Origin of the sequence: Mesorhizobium sp. WSM3864 (genome assembly GCF_002294955.1) — a bacterium.
Classification (GTDB): domain Bacteria; phylum Pseudomonadota; class Alphaproteobacteria; order Rhizobiales; family Rhizobiaceae; genus Mesorhizobium.
Genome location: NZ_NSGD01000003.1, coordinates 22,911 through 38,245, shown reverse-complemented (window position 1 = coordinate 38,245; position 15,335 = coordinate 22,911). Strand labels below are relative to the sequence as shown.

Below are 15,335 nucleotides of genomic sequence, written 5' to 3'. Positions count from 1 at the left end.
CGGTCTCCGCGCGAAATCAAAGGCGGAGCATTGCTGCTCCGCCCGTTGCCACCTGGTTTCCGTCAAACGATGAACCGCTCTGTCTTTTTGTTTTGACGCAATTCCGGCGGAAACCGCTTCAACTGTTCTGCAATTGGAGGCCGTCACTTCATGATCTTGACAGCCTCGGCAATCTTGTTCTTGCCGCTCATATCCCAGGAAACGCGAACCTTCTCGCCCGGCTTGATGCCCGGATCCTTGAAGGCCTTGGACAGCGTGAAGGTCGATCCGTTGTCCAGAACAAGGCTCATGGCCGTTCCATCAAAGCTCTTCACTGTTCCCGTGGTGTGCTTGACCGCGGCGAACGCGGCGCCACCGGAGGCGAGAAAGGCGGCGGTTGCCGCCGTCACAATAAGCTTGCGCATAGGTTGTTCTCCTGGGATGCGGGCACCATTGGGAAGGCACTCCGCTCGATCAGGGCCGTCCGGACGCGTCGGGTCGCGGCTCGTAGCAGTGACGAGCCGCCGGCGCTTCCCGACCCGGCACGTTAAATAAATTAATTTTTTCAAAAGGATATTAGACGAAAAAGAAATCGCCCCTGCCACATTGCCGGTCAAAATTCGGCGAATGGGACAGCAATGCGGCTGGCCTTCCGCTCACCGGATTTTTACGGCCACTTTACCTCGGGCGGCAGGCTGGAGAGGATCGAGGCGACATTGCCGCCGGTTCTCAGGCCGAAGATGGTGCCGCGATCGTGAAGCAAATTGAATTCGACGTAACGGCCGCGCCGGACGAGCTGTTCCTCGCGGTCGCCGTCGGTCCAGTTCTGGTTGAAATTGCCCCGCACCAGATGGGAATAGACGACGAGGAAAGAGCGGCCGACATCCTGGACGAAATTGAAATCGGCGTCCCAGCCGCCCTTGCCCTCATCGGAATGCAGCCAGTCGAAAAAGATGCCGCCGACCCCGCGCGCCTCGTTGCGATGCGGCAGGAAGAAGTACTCGTCGCACCACGCCTTGAATTTCGGATAGTCGGCCACCCCGGCGTTCTTCTCGCAGGCGAACTGCATGGCGCGGTGGAAGGCGATCGTGTCGGGATCGTCCTGGGTACGGCGGCGGTCGAGCACCGGCGTCAGGTCGGCGCCGCCGCCAAACCAGTGGCGGGTGGTCACGACCATGCGTGTGTTCATATGCACGGCCGGAACGTTGGGGTTCCAGGGGTGCGCGATCAGCGAAACGCCGCTCGCCCAGAAGCGCGGATCCTCGTCGGCGCCCGGGATCTGCTTGCGGAATTCGGGAGAGAATTCGCCGTGGACGGTCGAGGTATGCACGCCGACCTTCTCGAAGACGCGGCCGCGCATCATCGACATGGTGCCGCCGCCACCTTTGCCGTCGTCGCGCTCCCACGGCGTCTGCTCGAAATGCCCGGGCGACCATGCCGATTGCGATCCAGTGAGTTCCTGCTCGATCTGCTCGAAGGCGGCGCAGATGCGCTCGCGCAGCGCTTCGAACCAGAGGCGGGCCTTCATCTTCTTCTGCTCGATGTCGTCAGGCAGGCCCACCGCAATGTCGGGTCGTTCCAATTCCGTCTCCAGTCCAGGCTGCTTGCCCGACAAATGACTCGTTTTTTCTGCGCGCGATCCCTAATCTCTTAAGGGCAAGGGTCAAGTCCTGTCTGACCAAGGTGCAAGGAGTTTGCTCGTGCGCACCCCGGCAAGACCGCCGCTGGATGGCTTGAAGAAGAGGCTGGAGCGCTCACGGGCCGAGCGCGAAAGAGAGCCGCGCGACGGATTTTTGCGCGAGACTTTCGTGCTGCCGCGGCCGGCCGCGCGCCTCAAAGCCAAGGAATGGTTCGAGCGCTTTCCCAAGCAGGCCTATTGGACCGAGATCGAAAGCTGGTTCGAGCGCCCGGGCGACGTCATCGAATTCACCATGCGACGGCTGCCGGCGGCGGATTGAAAAATCCTCAGGGCACCAGTAGCCGTCTCGCTCCAGTTCCCTCTCTGGCCAGTCGGTCCTCCTTGTTCCGAAGCGGGCATTTGTCGATCGACATGCAACCGCAGCCGATGCAGTCGGTCAGGCCGTCGCGCAGCTTCTTCAGTTGGGCGATCTTATGATCGAGGCCGTCGCGCCAAGCCGTTGAAAGCAGATTCCAATCCTCGCGCGTGGGCGTGCGGCCCTCGGGCAGGGAGTGGAATGCGGCGGCGATTTCGGCGAGCGAGATGCCGACCTCCTGGGCGACGCGGATGATCGCCACCCGTCGCAGCACGTCGCGGCCGTAGCGCCGTTGGTTGCCCGCGGTGCGATGGCTGCGGATCAGCCCGCGCCCTTCGTAAAAATGGAGCGCCGAGACCGCGACGCCACTGCGCATCGCCACCTGACCGACCGTCAATTCCTTCACCGGAGCCATCTCGCACTTTCCGCTTGACCTCAAGTTAGGTTGAGCTTGTAGCGAGGAAAGCCTGACAAGGCAAATTGAGGAGAAGGCGATGTGCGCCTGGGTGAGACTGACGCCGCAAGTGGGAGGCGTTCGCGACGACGAGCAGGGCTTGAGCAGCCTATCCGAGCTGGCGGAGCGCTTCGCCCGCGACCATCGCGACGGACAGCGCGACATTGATGCTGCGGGCGCCCGGCCGCATCGGAATGGTCAGTCGCGCGTCCGCCGCCTGATGAACCTCTTCCGGCACGCCAGCGGATTCGCGGCCGAACAGAAGGACGTCGCCGGCGGCGAAAGCAAACTGCGTGTAGGCGGTCTCGGCCTTGGTCGTGAGCAGCACAAGACGGCGCGCGTTCGTTCGGCGCCATTCCTCGAAGGCGTGCCAGTCGGCATGGCGGGTAAGCGCCGCCATTTCGAGATAGTCCATGCCGGCGCGTTTCAGCGCCCGATCGGAGAGCGGGAAACCGGCCGGCTCGATGATGTCGACGCCAAGATCAAGGCAGGCGGCGAAGCGCAGGATCGTCCCGGTATTGCCGGCGATATCCGGTTGGTAGAGCCCGATGCGGAGACGGTCGTTCATTTCCGCATCCTTCTAATAAGTGGCAGAACGGCCACAGGCGGCTCCGGCTTTTGGCGATTTCTAGACTGGCGGGTGGCCATTTTCTGCGAAGTCGAGTATACGCCCATCATCGTCAACCCGAACCGAAGGAGAGGGACCACATGATGACCATGCACTTCCAGCCCTTCTCCGGGCAGCTCCTCTTTGGGGCCCACGTATGCCCAACGGCGGTTTCGGTACGACGATTCTTCTGACACTTTAAGACCTCATCGCACCGATTCCCGCCGAACCCAGTTTTCGGCCTTCGAAGGAATCTTGCGATGTTTCTCAAACTGCCAAAGCGGCGCCGCGCCCCGCCTGAACGTGTCGACACCGACGCTGGCCGTCATGTCGGGACTGACGCTTGCCGTCATGTCGGGACTGACGCTTGCCGTCATGTCCTGACTGCGTCGCGTCCCTCCGGCCGAATGCCGGAGGTCGAGCTCGCATCACCCTTTTTAACGCATCTGCACATGGAGGACGGACCGATGTTCGATCCCTTTAAAATACCGGGTTCAAGAAGCTTGCATGAGCGCAAGGTGGCGACCTGGGCGCTGCTGATCGGCGAGACTTACTCGTCGGCGGTGCACGCCGAGACGCGCCGGCGTCCGCATCGCGGCATGCTGCCGGACGTCGACTTCTCGCGCGCGGTGCCCGATCCCGGCCGACCCTCGCTGGTGCGCCGGATCATCCGCATGGTCCGGCCCGGCAAAACCAGCGCTGGCGACAGCTTGTCGTCAGGATCCTCTGGCAAGCCTGTCGGCGAAAAGCCCGCGACACCCTATATTGCGCGAAGCAGGGCCGGCGATACGGACAATTCCGTATCGCCGGCCCGCGGCGCCGTGCGGCCGAACGGCCTTACCAATCAACCCCGCGCCGCGTGAGCGCACAGACCGTCGAGTGCCTCGAATGTTCCGCTGGTTTGAGAAGAGGCTCGATCCGTTTCCCGCCGCGGAGCCGGTCGAGCCGCCGAAGACGCTGGTCGCCTTCTGCGTGCATTACACGCGCGGGGCCTGGCCCTATATCCTCGTCGATGCCGTGCTTGTGGCAGCGATAGCCCTTGCCGAAGCGTGGATGTTCGGTTTCATGGGCCGCATCGTCGACTGGCTGTCGGCGCAGAACCGCGAAACCTTCCTTGAGACGGAGCGCTGGAAACTCGCCGGCATGGCCTTCATCGTGCTGTTCGCGCTGCCGGGCACGGTATGGCTGCATTCGCTGCTCAACCAGCAGACGCTGATGGGCAATTATCCCATGCGCATCCGCTGGCAGGTGCATCGCTACCTGCTCAAGCAGTCGATGGCCTTCTACCAGGACGAGTTTGCCGGCCGTATCGCCACCAAGCTGATGCAGACCGCTCTTGCCGTGCGCGAATGCGTCATCAAGCTGATCGATGTCCTAAACTATGTCGTCGTCTACTTCCTCAGCATGCTGTTCATCGTCGGCTCGGCAGACTTGCGACTGGCTGTGCCCTTGGGTGTATGGCTGGTCGGCTATATCGGGCTCTTGCGCTTTTTCATCCCGAAGCTCGGCAAGGTCGGAGAGGAGCAGGCCAATGCGCGCTCGACCATGACCGGCCGCGTCGTCGACAGCTACACCAACATCCAGACGGTGAAGCTGTTTTCGCATGCCCGCCGCGAGGCCACTTTCGCCAGGGAGGGCATGGCGAGCTTTCTCGATACCGTCTACCGCTCGATGCGGCTGGTGACGCAGTTATACGGGATGCTCTACATCCTGAATTCGCTGCTTCTGTTTTCCGTGACGGCGATCTCGCTGTGGCTGTGGCTGGGCGAGGCGGTGACGATCGGCGCAGTCGCCGTGGTTATCGGCCTGGTGCTCAGGATGTGGGGCATGTCGCAGTGGATCATGTGGGAGATGTCGAGCCTGTTCGAGAATATCGGCACGGTGCAAGACGGCATCCAGTCGATCTCGCTGCCGCGCCTGGTCGAGGACCGCCCGGGCGCCAGCGACATCGCCGTCAGCCAGGGCGAGATCCGTTTCGAGGAGATCCGCTTCCACTACGGCAAGCAGAAGGGCGTCATCGAGAACCTGTCGCTCACTGTGAAACCCGGCGAGAAGGTCGGCATCGTCGGCCGCTCCGGCGCCGGCAAGTCGACGCTGGTCAACCTTTTGCTGCGTTTTTACGACCTGGAAAGCGGCAGGATCCTCATCGATGGCCAGGAGATCGCCGGGGTAACGCAGGATTCGTTGCGCGCGCAGATCGGCATGGTGACGCAGGACACCTCGCTGCTGCATCGGTCGGTGCGGGAGAATATCCTCTACGGGCGCCCTGACGCCACCGACGAGATGTTGATCGAGGCGGCCCGGCGGGCGGAGGCGCTCGATTTCATCGGCGCGCTTTCGGACCATAACGGCCGCAAGGGATTCGATGCACATGTCGGCGACCGCGGCGTCAAATTGTCCGGCGGTCAGCGGCAGCGCATCGCCATTGCCCGCGTCATGCTGAAGGACGCACCGATCCTCATCCTCGACGAGGCGACGTCGGCGCTCGATTCGGAAGCCGAGGCGGCGATCCAGGAGAACCTCTACAAACTGATGCAAGGCAAGACCGTGATCGCCATCGCGCATCGGCTGTCGACCATCGCTGCGATGGACAGGCTCGTCGTCATGGACAAGGGGCGCATCATCGAGGAAGGCTCGCACGAAGAGCTTGTCACCAAGGGCGGCCTTTATGCCCAGCTCTGGCAGCGCCAGTCGGGTGGGTTCCTCCTCGATGATGCGCAGGCTGAGTCCGATGCCAAAGGGTCTCACTCCGAGATGGCGGCGGAGTAACGCGATCGCGACTGGCATCAAGGTTACGGCAATTGCGGGGAATCGATCCCGGGCGTAACCACGAGCTGTCAGAGGCCTGCCGGGGACCAAATTGGGTGCCGGCGGGGTTCCGGCATCTACGAGAGAAAAATGTTCGACCGCATCTTCACCTGGTTCGAAAGCCACTATTCGCCGGTGGCGCTGGCCGAAGACAGGCAGCCGCCAATGGGACTTTGGCGGTTCTACTGGTATTTCATAAGACAGTTTCGCGCCGCCTATTGGCTGCGCATGATCATCGTTGCCGTCGCGGCAATAGTGGACGCGATGCTGCCGATTTTCGTCGGCCTGATCGTGGGCCTGCTCTCCAACACCAGGCCGGGCGATTTCTTCGCCGCGCATGGGCCGCTGCTCGTCATCATGGCGATCGTCGTGCTGCTGCGTCCGCTGTCCATGGTTATCGACGCGCTCATCCGCAACCACGCCATCGCACCGAACCTCATCGACCTCATCCGCTGGCAAAGCCATTGGCATGTCGTGCGTCAGGACTGGTCATTCTTCCAGAACGACTTCGCCGGCCGCATCGGAACGAAGGTCATGCAAAGCGGCGACTCGGTGGAGATGAGCGTCAATCTCACCGTCGATGCCGTCTGGTACGCGCTGGTCTTCGTCGCGGTCGCCATCGTTGTGCTGGCGCGGCTCGACCCGCTTCTTCTGGCTGTGGTGGCGGCCTGGCTGGTGTTCTATTGCATGATCTTCTGGTTTGCGATGCCGAGGATCACCCAGCGCTCGTCCCAACTGTCGGAGCGGTGGTCGCAGGTGAGCGGCCGCATGGTCGACAGCTACACGAACATCCTGACGCTCAAGACATTCTCGACCGGCGAGCACGAAGACAAATATGTCTCGCAAGCCGTCGTCGAGCACGCCGACACGTTTTACCAGCTGATGCGCGTTTTCACACTGATGTGGTCGGCCCTGTTCGTCCTCAACGCTGCGCTGCTTATCGCCATAAGCTGGCTGGCGCTGGCCGGCTGGAACGCCGGCGCCATGACCACGGCGGCCGTGGCGACGGCGATACCGTTCGCGCTGCAGATCGCCAACATTTCCGGCAGGATCCTCGATGTCGGCGCCAACGTCTTCCGGCAGATCGGCGTCGCCAGCAATTCGATGACGACGATCGCGCGCCCCATCACAATGCAGGACCAGCCGGACGCGCCGGCCCTCGTGGTCAAAGCCGGCGGCATCGAGTTCGAGCAGGTGAACTTCAACTATTGGCGCAAGGACGGCAAAGGCGGCGTCATCGACAATCTGTCGCTGAAGATCGCGCCGGGCGAGCGGGTCGGCCTGATCGGCCGTTCCGGGGCCGGCAAGTCGACATTGGTCAATCTCGTGCTGCGGCTGTTCGACGTGCAGGACGGCAAGGTGCTGATCGACGGACAAGACATCCGCAACGTCTCGCAGGAAAGCGTTCGCGCGGCGATCGGCTTCGTCAATCAGGATACGTCGCTCTTGCATCGATCGGTTCGCGAGAACCTCAAATATGGACGACAGTCCGCCAGCGATGAGGCGATGTTCAGCGCCGCCAAGGCCGCGCAGATCGACGATGTGATCGCGGGGCTGACCGATCCGCATGGGCAAAGCGGCTATGAGGCGCTCGTCGGCGAGCGCGGCGTGAAGCTGTCCGGCGGCCAGCGGCAACGCATCGCCATTGCCCACGTTATGCTGAAGGACGCGCCGATCCTCATTCTCGACGAAGCTACGTCTGCGCTCGATTCCGAGGTGGAGGCCGCCATCCAGGAGAACCTCTACAAGCTCATGCAGGGCAAGACGGTCATCGCCATCGCCCACCGCCTGTCGACCATCGCGGCAATGGATCGGCTCGTCGTCATGGACAAGGGCCGCATCGTCGAGGACGGCTCGCATGAAGCGTTGATCGCCAAGGGCGGGCTCTATGCCCAGCTCTGGCGGCGCCAGTCGGGCGGCTTCCTGCTCGAGGAAAAGCAGGCGGCCGACGATCTGCCGACGAAAGGTGAAGCCGCGGAATGATGAAGGCCGTCTATCGCTGGTTCGAAAGCTGGGTCTACCCGTTCCGCGAGCCGACGAACCTTCGTCCACCTGCCAGCGTCGGCGGCTTCCTCTGGCACTATGTCGGGCAAGCGAAGCTCGCCTTCTTCGCCATGCTGATCATCGGCGGCATCGCGCCGCTGGTCGAGGCCGGGCTGTTCTATTTCGTCGGACGGCTGGTCGATATCCTCGACCAGCTTCCCGGCGAACGCAGCTGGCACGCGCTGTGGGGGGCCGCCGGGCCAGAGCTGCTGTTCATGGGCGCGGTGGTGCTGATTATCCGCACGCTGGTGGTCGGCCTTTCGGCGCTGGTCGACGAGCAGACGATCACGCCGGGCTTCTACAGCCTGGTGCGCTGGCAGGCGCATCGGCATGTCTCGCGCCAGTCCTACGCTTTCTTCCAAAACGACTTCGCCGGGCGTATCGCCACCAAGGTCTGGCAGGCGGGGCAGGCCACGGGCGACCTCATGGAAAGCTTCATCGAGGTCGTCTGGTTCATGATCGTCTACACGGTGACGACGCTGGCGCTGGTCGCCGGCCTCGACCTCAGGCTGGCGGCGCTGGTGGTGATCTGGATCGTCGCCTTCGGCTGGCTGGCCAGGCTCCATTTGCCGGCAATCCGCAAGCATGCCGAGGCGACCGCCGAGGCCGGCTCGATGATCACCGGCCGCTTCGTCGATTCCTATTCCAATGTGCAGACGCTGAAGCTGTTCGCGGCCGACGGCGACGACCGCTACATCCGCAACGGCTTCGACATCTATCTCGATGCGCTGCGGCCCTTCACGCGCCGGCTGACCGGCGTGCGCGTGGCGCTGACGACGCTTTCCGGCATCATGATCACGGCGATCGCCGCCTTTGCCGTCTATCTGTGGGTCGAAGGCTCGATCACCGTCGGCGCCGTCGCCTTCACGCTCTCGCTTGTGCTGAGGCTCAACATGCTGCTGGGACGGCTGATGATGCAGCTCAACAGTATCCTCAGGAATCTCGGCGTGCTGGAAAATTCCAAGGCGCTGATCTCGCAGTCGCTCGGCCTGACCGACGCCCCGGATGCCAAGGAACTGGTGGTTGCGGGTGGCCGCATCGACCTCAAGAACGTCACCTTCCACTACGGGAAAGGGGCAGGGGTCCTCGAAGGCATCGACCTCGTCGTGCGTCCAGGCGAGAAGGTCGGGCTGGTCGGTCCGTCCGGCGCCGGCAAGACGACGCTGGCCAATCTCATCCTGCGCCTTTACGATCTCGAGGGCGGCAGGATCCTGATCGACGGCCAGGATATCGCCGGCGTGACGCAGAATTCGCTGCGCGCCAATATCGGCGTGGTCAGCCAGGACACGGCGCTGTTCCACCGCTCGCTGCGCGACAACATCAAGCTCGGCATGCCGGACGCTACCGACGCTGAGGTGATCGCCGCGGCGCGCAAAGCCGAGGCGCATGACTTCATCATGGGGCTGCGCGACAATCGCGAGCGCCTTGGCTACGAAGCTTATGTTGGCGAGCGCGGCGTCAAGCTCTCCGGCGGCCAGCGTCAGCGCGTGGCGATCGCCCGCCTCTTCCTCAAGGATGCGCCGATCCTCATCCTTGACGAGGCGACCTCGGCACTCGATTCGGACATCGAGGCGGCGATCCAGGAAAACCTGGCAAGGCTGATGGAGAACAAGACCGTCATCGCCATCGCCCACCGGCTTTCCACCATCGCAGCGCTCGACCGGCTGGTCGTGCTCGACGGCGGCCGCATCGTCGAAGAAGGCACGCATGATGAGCTGGTGGCGCTGGACGGCCTTTATGCGCGGCTCTGGAAACGGCAGTCCGGCGGCTTCCTCTTCAATGAGGAAAGCGCGCTGGAAGAGACGCGCCCGGCGGAGTAGAAACGCAGCCATGTCGGTCAGAATGCCCAGCAATTTCGGACGGTCAGGCGCGCAGGAAAGCGCTCTCGATCTGCTCGGCCACGAAATACTCGCCGAGAAGGCCGCCGCCCTCGGTCGCGCCGGCCAGCGCGTCGAAGAGGCCTTGACGAAGCTGCGCGAAAATGGGGAAGGCAGGGATCGCAACCGGCTGCTCAAGGAAGCCGCGGCGGCCGTCCACGCCTATTTCATCCAGCGCGAACTCTGCGGGCTGCGCAAGCACGACGCCGTGATCCGCGAATACGACATCCCGCGGGCGGTGCTGGTCAGGCTCGGCGCCAGCTAGGCGCTGACTTCCTTCCGAAAGCGCGCCAGGCGCAAGGCGAGCGCTCCGGGATTCTCATCGGCGACGAAGTGCCCGCTATCGGGGATGATGTCGCCCTCCACATTGGAGAGGCCGGCGGCCTTCAAGCCATTGAGGTAATCGCTGATCTCGCCGGTCTCGGCAGCGCCCCTGAGGCAGAGCACCGGCGTGTCGATCGGGCTTGCCGGCGGAACGGCATTGGCCTTGGCGTCCTCGGAAAAGGCGCGGTACCAGTCGAAGCCGGCCTTGAGGCTTTCCGGCCGCGAATAGGCCTTGGCGTAGATGTCTCTTGCTTCGGCCGGGATGGCGGATTTCTCCTTCGAAAGGGTGTCGAAGAAGAAGTCGAAATAGGCGCGCTCGTGACCCCCAACCAGCAGTTCCGGGAGAGCAGGAACCGCGTGGAAGGCGAAATGCCAGAGGTTTGGATTGCGGATGACCTTGTCCCACGGCGCCACGCCCGGAACGACAACATCCATGATCGCAGCGGCGGAGAGGATTTCCGGATGGTTGCGCAAAAGCGCGAAGACGATCTGGCCGCCGACATCATGGCCGGCCACTATGACCTGTCGCAGGCCGCAGGCGTCAATCAAGGCCGCTATCACCCTGGCCAGATAGGCTTTCTCACCGGTTTTGCGCGTGCCTTGCGAGCCGCCTATACCCGGCAGGTCGGGCGCGATCACGCGCTGATCGGTGGCCAGCCGACCGATCACGTTCTCGAAGGCATGGGAACTTTGTGGCCAGCCGTGGAGCAGCACGAGGCCGGGCGCATCCCGTGGTCCGGCTTCGCGGATCGCAATGGTCAGTCCTTCAACCTCGATGCTGGAAGTTTCCATCCGCCCGGCCTTCACCTGTCCGATCGCTCCGACCGACAGAACTAGGCGGGAATCGGTCCGCGGACAGGGCCTGCCTCTCGAACAAGCCGCATCACTCCAGCCATTCGGTGATGAAGCTGCCGTTCTCGTGGATGTCGGTGGTCTCGAGCGGACCGGGGCCTAGATTGGTGAATTTGTGCGGCGTGTCTGCCGGCACGATCAGAATTTGGCCTGCGGTGGCCGTTATCTGCCGGTCGCCGACCGTGAACAGGCCGGTACCGGAACGGATGACGAAGATCTCCGCGTAAGGATGCTTATGCAGACGCGGGCCGCCGCCGATCTCGGGCTGATAATTGAAGATCAGGCAGGAGTTGGAGCCAAATGCACCGCATTGCAGCTCGCCTTGCCAACGGTCGGGCGTGCTCGCCCATTTGTCGCGGTCGATGACATGCGCCATGGCTCGACAATAGACCGGGCCGGCGGTCGCTGTCGAGGCAAGCGGAGTTCCGATTTACCGCTGAAGTTAGCGCTATTTAGCGCTGTTCGGCGGCACGATCATCAAGCCGTTGCGCGGGCCGCGGCATGTGCCCGCGACAATGTGCCCTTGTGCCTCCACGCGTCTGGACAAAAACGGGCTTCACGCATAAACCGAACCTCCAAATGCCGGAGGAATTCGCTAGCCTGTTCGCCATGCGCTGTCGGGCCGGCGCGATTGAGCGGGGACAAGGCTCGGCCGCCGGCACGGAAAGAGGCGAAAGGATCAGGCACCCGTGAGCGCAACCGACATCCACGATCCCAACCGTCGCGATTTTCTCTATATCGCCACCGGCATGGCCGGCGTGGTCGGCGCTGGGGCCGTCGCCTGGCCGTTCATCGACCAGATGCAGCCGGATGCCTCGACGCTGGCGCTGGCCTCTGTCGAGGTCGATGTCTCCTCGCTGCAGCCCGGCAGCTCGCTGGTCGTCAAGTGGCGCGGCAAGCCGGTCGTGGTGCGCAACCGCACCGACAAGGAAATGAAGGACGGCGCGGCGGTTAGCCTCAACGATCTCAAGGATCCGATCGCCCGCAATGCCAACTTGCCGGCCGATGCGCCGGCGACCGACGCCAACCGCACCACGCCCGGCAAGGAAGCCTGGATGGTCATGGTGCAGGTCTGCACCCATCTCGGCTGCATCCCGCTCGGCCAGGAAGGCGATTTCGGCGGCTGGTTCTGCCCGTGCCACGGCTCGGTGTACGATACCGCCGGCCGCATCCGCAAAGGCCCGGCGCCGGAGAACATGGCGATCCCGGTGTTTAAATTCATTTCCGATACCAAGATCCTTATCGGTTGAGGCAGGGGGATATTTCGATGAGCGAGGGACACTCCACCTACACACCGAAGACGGGTCTCGGACGCTGGTTCGACGCCCGTATGCCGCTTCCCCGGCTTGTCTATGACAGCTTCATTGCCTATCCGGTGCCGCGCAACCTCAACTACATGTGGACGTTCGGCGGCATCCTGTCGATCATGCTGGTATCGCAGATCCTCACCGGCATCGTGCTGGCCATGCACTACACGTCCGACACCACACTCGCCTTCGATTCGGTCGAGAAGATCATGCGCGACGTGAATTCGGGATGGCTGTTGCGCTATCTCCATTCCAACGGCGCCTCGTTCTTCTTCGTGGCCGTCTACATCCACATCTTCCGCGGGCTGTTCTACGGCTCCTACAAGGCGCCGCGCGAGCTGCTCTGGATCCTCGGCTGCATCATCTATCTCCTGATGATGGCGACCGGCTTCATGGGCTATGTGCTGCCATGGGGACAGATGAGCTTCTGGGGCGCCACCGTCATCACCGGCTTCTTCAGCGCAATCCCGCTGGTCGGCAACTGGATCCAGGAACTGCTGCTCGGCGGCTTCGCCGTCGACAATCCGACGCTGAACCGCTTCTTCGCCCTGCATTACCTGTTGCCGTTCATGATCGCCGGCGTCGTCGTGCTGCACGTCTGGGCGCTGCATGTCGTCGGCCAGTCGAACCCGACCGGCATCGAGGTCAAGTCGAAGACCGACACCGTCGCCTTCACGCCCTATGCGACCATCAAGGACGCGTTCGGCATGATCGTGTTCCTGTTCTTCTTCGCCTATTTCGTCTTCTACCTGCCGAACTACCTCGGCCATCCGGACAACTACACGGTCGCCAATCCGCTGAAGACGCCGGCCCACATCGTTCCGGAATGGTACTTCCTGCCGTTTTACGCGATCCTGCGCGCCATCACCTTCAACATCGGGCCGATCAACTCCAAGCTCGGCGGCGTGCTGTGCATGTTCGGCGCCATCGCCATGCTGTTCCTGGTGCCGTGGCTCGACACCTCCAAGGTGCGCTCGGCGGTCTACCGGCCCTGGTACAAACTGTTCTTCTGGCTGTTCGTGGCCGACGCCATCCTGCTCGGGTGGCTGGGCTCGCAGCCGGCGGAAGGCTCATACGTGTTCATGGCGCAGATGGCGACGCTGTTCTACTTCGCCTTCTTCCTGGTCGTGATGCCGGTGCTCGGCCTGATCGAGACGCCGCGGCGGCTACCGAACTCGATCACCGAGGCGGTGCTGGAAAAGAAAAACAAGGGAGCCGGCGGGCATCCGGCAGGCGCGGTCAGCGCGCCGGAAACCAAGGGCTGAGAATCTGAGGGGATTTGGCATGAAGAAGATTCTCACCGCGCTGGCGCTGCTTGGCCTGGTGGTCGCGGGCACCGCTGCCATCGCCGCCGAAGAGGAACACAACGCGGCGGCCCCGACGCATTTCCCGATCAATGAACCGAAGGAAATGAGCTGGAGCTTCGCCGGGCCGTTCGGCACCTACGACAAGGCCCAGCTGCAGCGCGGCCTGAAGGTCTACAAGGAAGTCTGCTCGGCCTGCCACTCGATGAACCTGGTGGCGTTCCGCACGCTGGAAGGCCTCGGCTACTCGGAAGCGCAGGTCAAGACGCTTGCCGCCGAGTACACCATCCATGACGGCCCGAACGATGCCGGCGACATGTTCGACCGCCCGGGCAAGCCGTCGGATCACTTCCCGTCGCCGTTCCCGAACGAACAGGCCGCCGCGTCCGCCAATGGCGGCGCCGCTCCGCCCGACATGTCGCTGCTCGCCAAGGCGCGCGGCGTCGAGCGCGGCTTTCCGCGTTTCATCTTCGACATCTTCACCCAATATGCTCAGGGCGGCCCGGACTACATCCACTCGCTGCTCACCGGCTACGACCAGACGCCGCCGGCCGGCATGGTCATCCCCGAAGGCACGCACTACAATCCATACTTCCTGTCCGGCGTGTCGCTGAAGATGCCGAAGCCGCTTTCCGACGGCCAGGTGACCTATGACGACGGTTCGCCGCAGACGGTCGACCAATATTCGCGCGACGTGTCGGCGTTCCTGATGTGGGCCGCCGAGCCGCATCTCGAAGAGCGCAAGAAGACCGGCTTCCGCGTGCTGGTGTTCCTGCTGCTGTTCGGCGCGCTGGTCTACCTGACCAAGCGCAAGGTGTGGGCCGAAGTGGCGCACTGAGCCGCGGTCGGTCCGACACTTTCGAGGGGCGCCGCAAAGGCGCCCTTTTCATATTTCGGGACCGCTTTGATCCGGCCATGTCACATGGCTGTCATTGCGCATCGCGATCCTGCGTTGGCTCACCTCAAAGGATCGTGCTCATGAAAAGACTTGCGCCGCTTGCAGCCGTGGTGCTGCTTCTTGTCGCCTCCTCGGCAGTCCGCGCCGAGGACGCCCAGCCCTTCGTCACCAACAAGGACATCGACCTGACGATGATCCTGCCGCCGCCGCCGGCCAATGATTCGGCCGAGACCAAGGCAGAACTCGGCGAGGTGCTGACCCTGCAAGTGACGCGCACGCCCGAAATGGAAAAGCGTGCTATCGCCGATGCCGAAGAGGATGTCTGGCGCTTCGCCGACGTCATGGGACCGAAATTCAGCAAGGAGACGCTGCCGAAGTTCAGCGCCTTCTTCGACCGCGTGGTGGCGACCGAAGGCGCGGTCGTCGATCCGGCCAAGGACGTCTGGAAGCGGCCGCGTCCGCATCAGCTCAGTGATCTGGTCAAACCGGCGGTGAAGCTGTCGAATTCCGGTTCCTGGCCGTCGGGCCATGCGACGGTCGGCACCATGATGGGCATCATCCTGTCCGACATGGTGCCGGAGAAGCGGCCCGAGATCATGGCCCGCGCGGCCGAATATGCCCATAACCGCGTGGTCGGCGGCATCCACTATCCGTCGGATGTCGAGATGGGCAAGATTTCCGGCAGCGCGATCGCCGCGGTCCTGCTCAGCCGGCCCGATTTCAAGACCGAGTTCGAGGTGGCGCGATCCGAGCTGCGGTCCGACCTCGGCATGTGAGCCGTCCGTCGCCGACGTTTCTGCAAGGGCGCCAGCGGGCGCCCTTTTCGCTTGCGGCGCCGGCACGGGAGCAAGGCAGGCGATGCCGATCCTTTGCCGGATGCGCTTGTCT

General features: G+C 63.2%; 16 protein-coding genes. 10 read left to right on the top strand and 6 right to left on the bottom strand.

Going from position 1 to position 15,335, the window contains the following annotated elements:
* Positions 1-143: 143 nt before the first annotated feature.
* The gene (locus CK215_RS08060) at positions 144-404 is read right to left on the bottom strand and encodes a DUF1344 domain-containing protein (protein ID WP_066994313.1); all 261 of its coding nucleotides are present in this window, start codon (positions 402-404) and stop codon (positions 144-146) included.
* A gap of 242 nt (positions 405-646) precedes the next feature.
* The gene (hemF, locus tag CK215_RS08055) at positions 647-1,561 is read right to left on the bottom strand and encodes an oxygen-dependent coproporphyrinogen oxidase (RefSeq protein WP_095830843.1); all 915 of its coding nucleotides are present in this window, start codon (positions 1,559-1,561) and stop codon (positions 647-649) included.
* Between the two features lie 118 nt (positions 1,562-1,679).
* Here hemF and CK215_RS08050 point away from each other — a divergent pair, with 118 nt between their 5' ends.
* Positions 1,680-1,937 (top strand): hypothetical protein, encoded by a 258-nt coding sequence (locus CK215_RS08050; RefSeq protein ID WP_066994316.1) that lies wholly within the window; start codon positions 1,680-1,682, stop codon positions 1,935-1,937.
* A gap of 7 nt (positions 1,938-1,944) precedes the next feature.
* On the opposite strand, the gene soxR is transcribed toward CK215_RS08050, so the two are convergent.
* Together soxR and CK215_RS08040 are read right to left on the bottom strand one after the other, a co-directional pair.
* Positions 1,945-2,388: a redox-sensitive transcriptional activator SoxR gene (gene soxR / locus CK215_RS08045; RefSeq protein ID WP_095777293.1), complete on the bottom strand. Its 444-nt coding sequence runs from the start codon at positions 2,386-2,388 to the stop codon at positions 1,945-1,947.
* 148 nt (positions 2,389-2,536) lie between these two features.
* Entirely contained in the window at positions 2,537-2,995 is a 459-nt protein-coding gene (locus tag CK215_RS08040) for a tRNA (cytidine(34)-2'-O)-methyltransferase (protein ID WP_066994322.1), read from the bottom strand.
* A gap of 506 nt (positions 2,996-3,501) precedes the next feature.
* On the opposite strand from CK215_RS08040, the gene CK215_RS08035 reads away from it, so the two are divergent.
* The 5 genes from CK215_RS08035 to CK215_RS08015 all read left to right on the top strand — a co-directional run bounded on the left by CK215_RS08035 (position 3,502) and on the right by CK215_RS08015 (position 10,027).
* Positions 3,502-3,897 (top strand): hypothetical protein, encoded by a 396-nt coding sequence (locus CK215_RS08035; protein WP_082980461.1) that lies wholly within the window; start codon positions 3,502-3,504, stop codon positions 3,895-3,897.
* A 25-nt stretch (positions 3,898-3,922) separates the two neighbouring features.
* Positions 3,923-5,803 carry an ABC transporter ATP-binding protein gene (locus CK215_RS08030; RefSeq protein ID WP_066994328.1) on the top strand — a complete coding sequence of 627 codons (1,881 nt, stop codon included), beginning with the start codon at positions 3,923-3,925 and terminating at the stop codon, positions 5,801-5,803.
* Between the two features lie 129 nt (positions 5,804-5,932).
* On the top strand, positions 5,933-7,825 hold the full coding sequence (locus CK215_RS08025) for an ABC transporter ATP-binding protein (RefSeq protein WP_095830640.1): 1,893 nt from the start codon (positions 5,933-5,935) through the stop codon (positions 7,823-7,825).
* Entirely contained in the window at positions 7,822-9,705 is a 1,884-nt protein-coding gene (locus tag CK215_RS08020) for an ABC transporter ATP-binding protein (RefSeq protein ID WP_066994331.1), read from the top strand. Before CK215_RS08025 ends, CK215_RS08020 begins: the two co-directional genes overlap by 4 nt.
* 10 nt (positions 9,706-9,715) lie before the next feature.
* A complete protein-coding gene (locus CK215_RS08015) occupies positions 9,716-10,027 on the top strand; it encodes a DUF6665 family protein (RefSeq protein WP_095830639.1) in 312 nt (103 codons plus the stop codon).
* Here the strand turns inward: CK215_RS08015 and CK215_RS08010 are convergent.
* Both CK215_RS08010 and CK215_RS08005 read right to left on the bottom strand, forming a co-directional pair.
* The gene (locus tag CK215_RS08010) at positions 10,024-10,878 is read right to left on the bottom strand and encodes an alpha/beta hydrolase (protein WP_095826575.1); all 855 of its coding nucleotides are present in this window, start codon (positions 10,876-10,878) and stop codon (positions 10,024-10,026) included. The two genes, CK215_RS08015 and CK215_RS08010, sit on opposite strands and share 4 nt — an antisense overlap.
* 91 nt (positions 10,879-10,969) lie before the next feature.
* Positions 10,970-11,314, bottom strand: a complete 345-nt coding sequence (locus tag CK215_RS08005) for a cupin domain-containing protein (protein ID WP_066994340.1) — start codon at positions 11,312-11,314, stop codon at positions 10,970-10,972.
* Positions 11,315-11,627: 313 nt separating this feature from the next.
* Here CK215_RS08005 and petA point away from each other — a divergent pair, with 313 nt between their 5' ends.
* The 4 genes from petA (at position 11,628) to CK215_RS07985 (ending at position 15,223) form a co-directional block, all read left to right on the top strand.
* Positions 11,628-12,188: a ubiquinol-cytochrome c reductase iron-sulfur subunit gene (gene petA / locus CK215_RS08000; protein ID WP_066994342.1), complete on the top strand. Its 561-nt coding sequence runs from the start codon at positions 11,628-11,630 to the stop codon at positions 12,186-12,188.
* A gap of 17 nt (positions 12,189-12,205) precedes the next feature.
* Positions 12,206-13,510 carry a cytochrome b N-terminal domain-containing protein gene (locus CK215_RS07995; RefSeq protein ID WP_066994345.1) on the top strand — a complete coding sequence of 435 codons (1,305 nt, stop codon included), beginning with the start codon at positions 12,206-12,208 and terminating at the stop codon, positions 13,508-13,510.
* A gap of 19 nt (positions 13,511-13,529) precedes the next feature.
* Complete coding sequence (locus CK215_RS07990; protein WP_066994348.1) at positions 13,530-14,387, top strand: cytochrome c1; 858 nt, start codon at positions 13,530-13,532, stop codon at positions 14,385-14,387.
* Positions 14,388-14,527: 140 nt separating this feature from the next.
* Positions 14,528-15,223 (top strand): phosphatase PAP2 family protein, encoded by a 696-nt coding sequence (locus CK215_RS07985; RefSeq protein WP_095777299.1) that lies wholly within the window; start codon positions 14,528-14,530, stop codon positions 15,221-15,223.
* Positions 15,224-15,335: the final 112 nt, after the last annotated feature.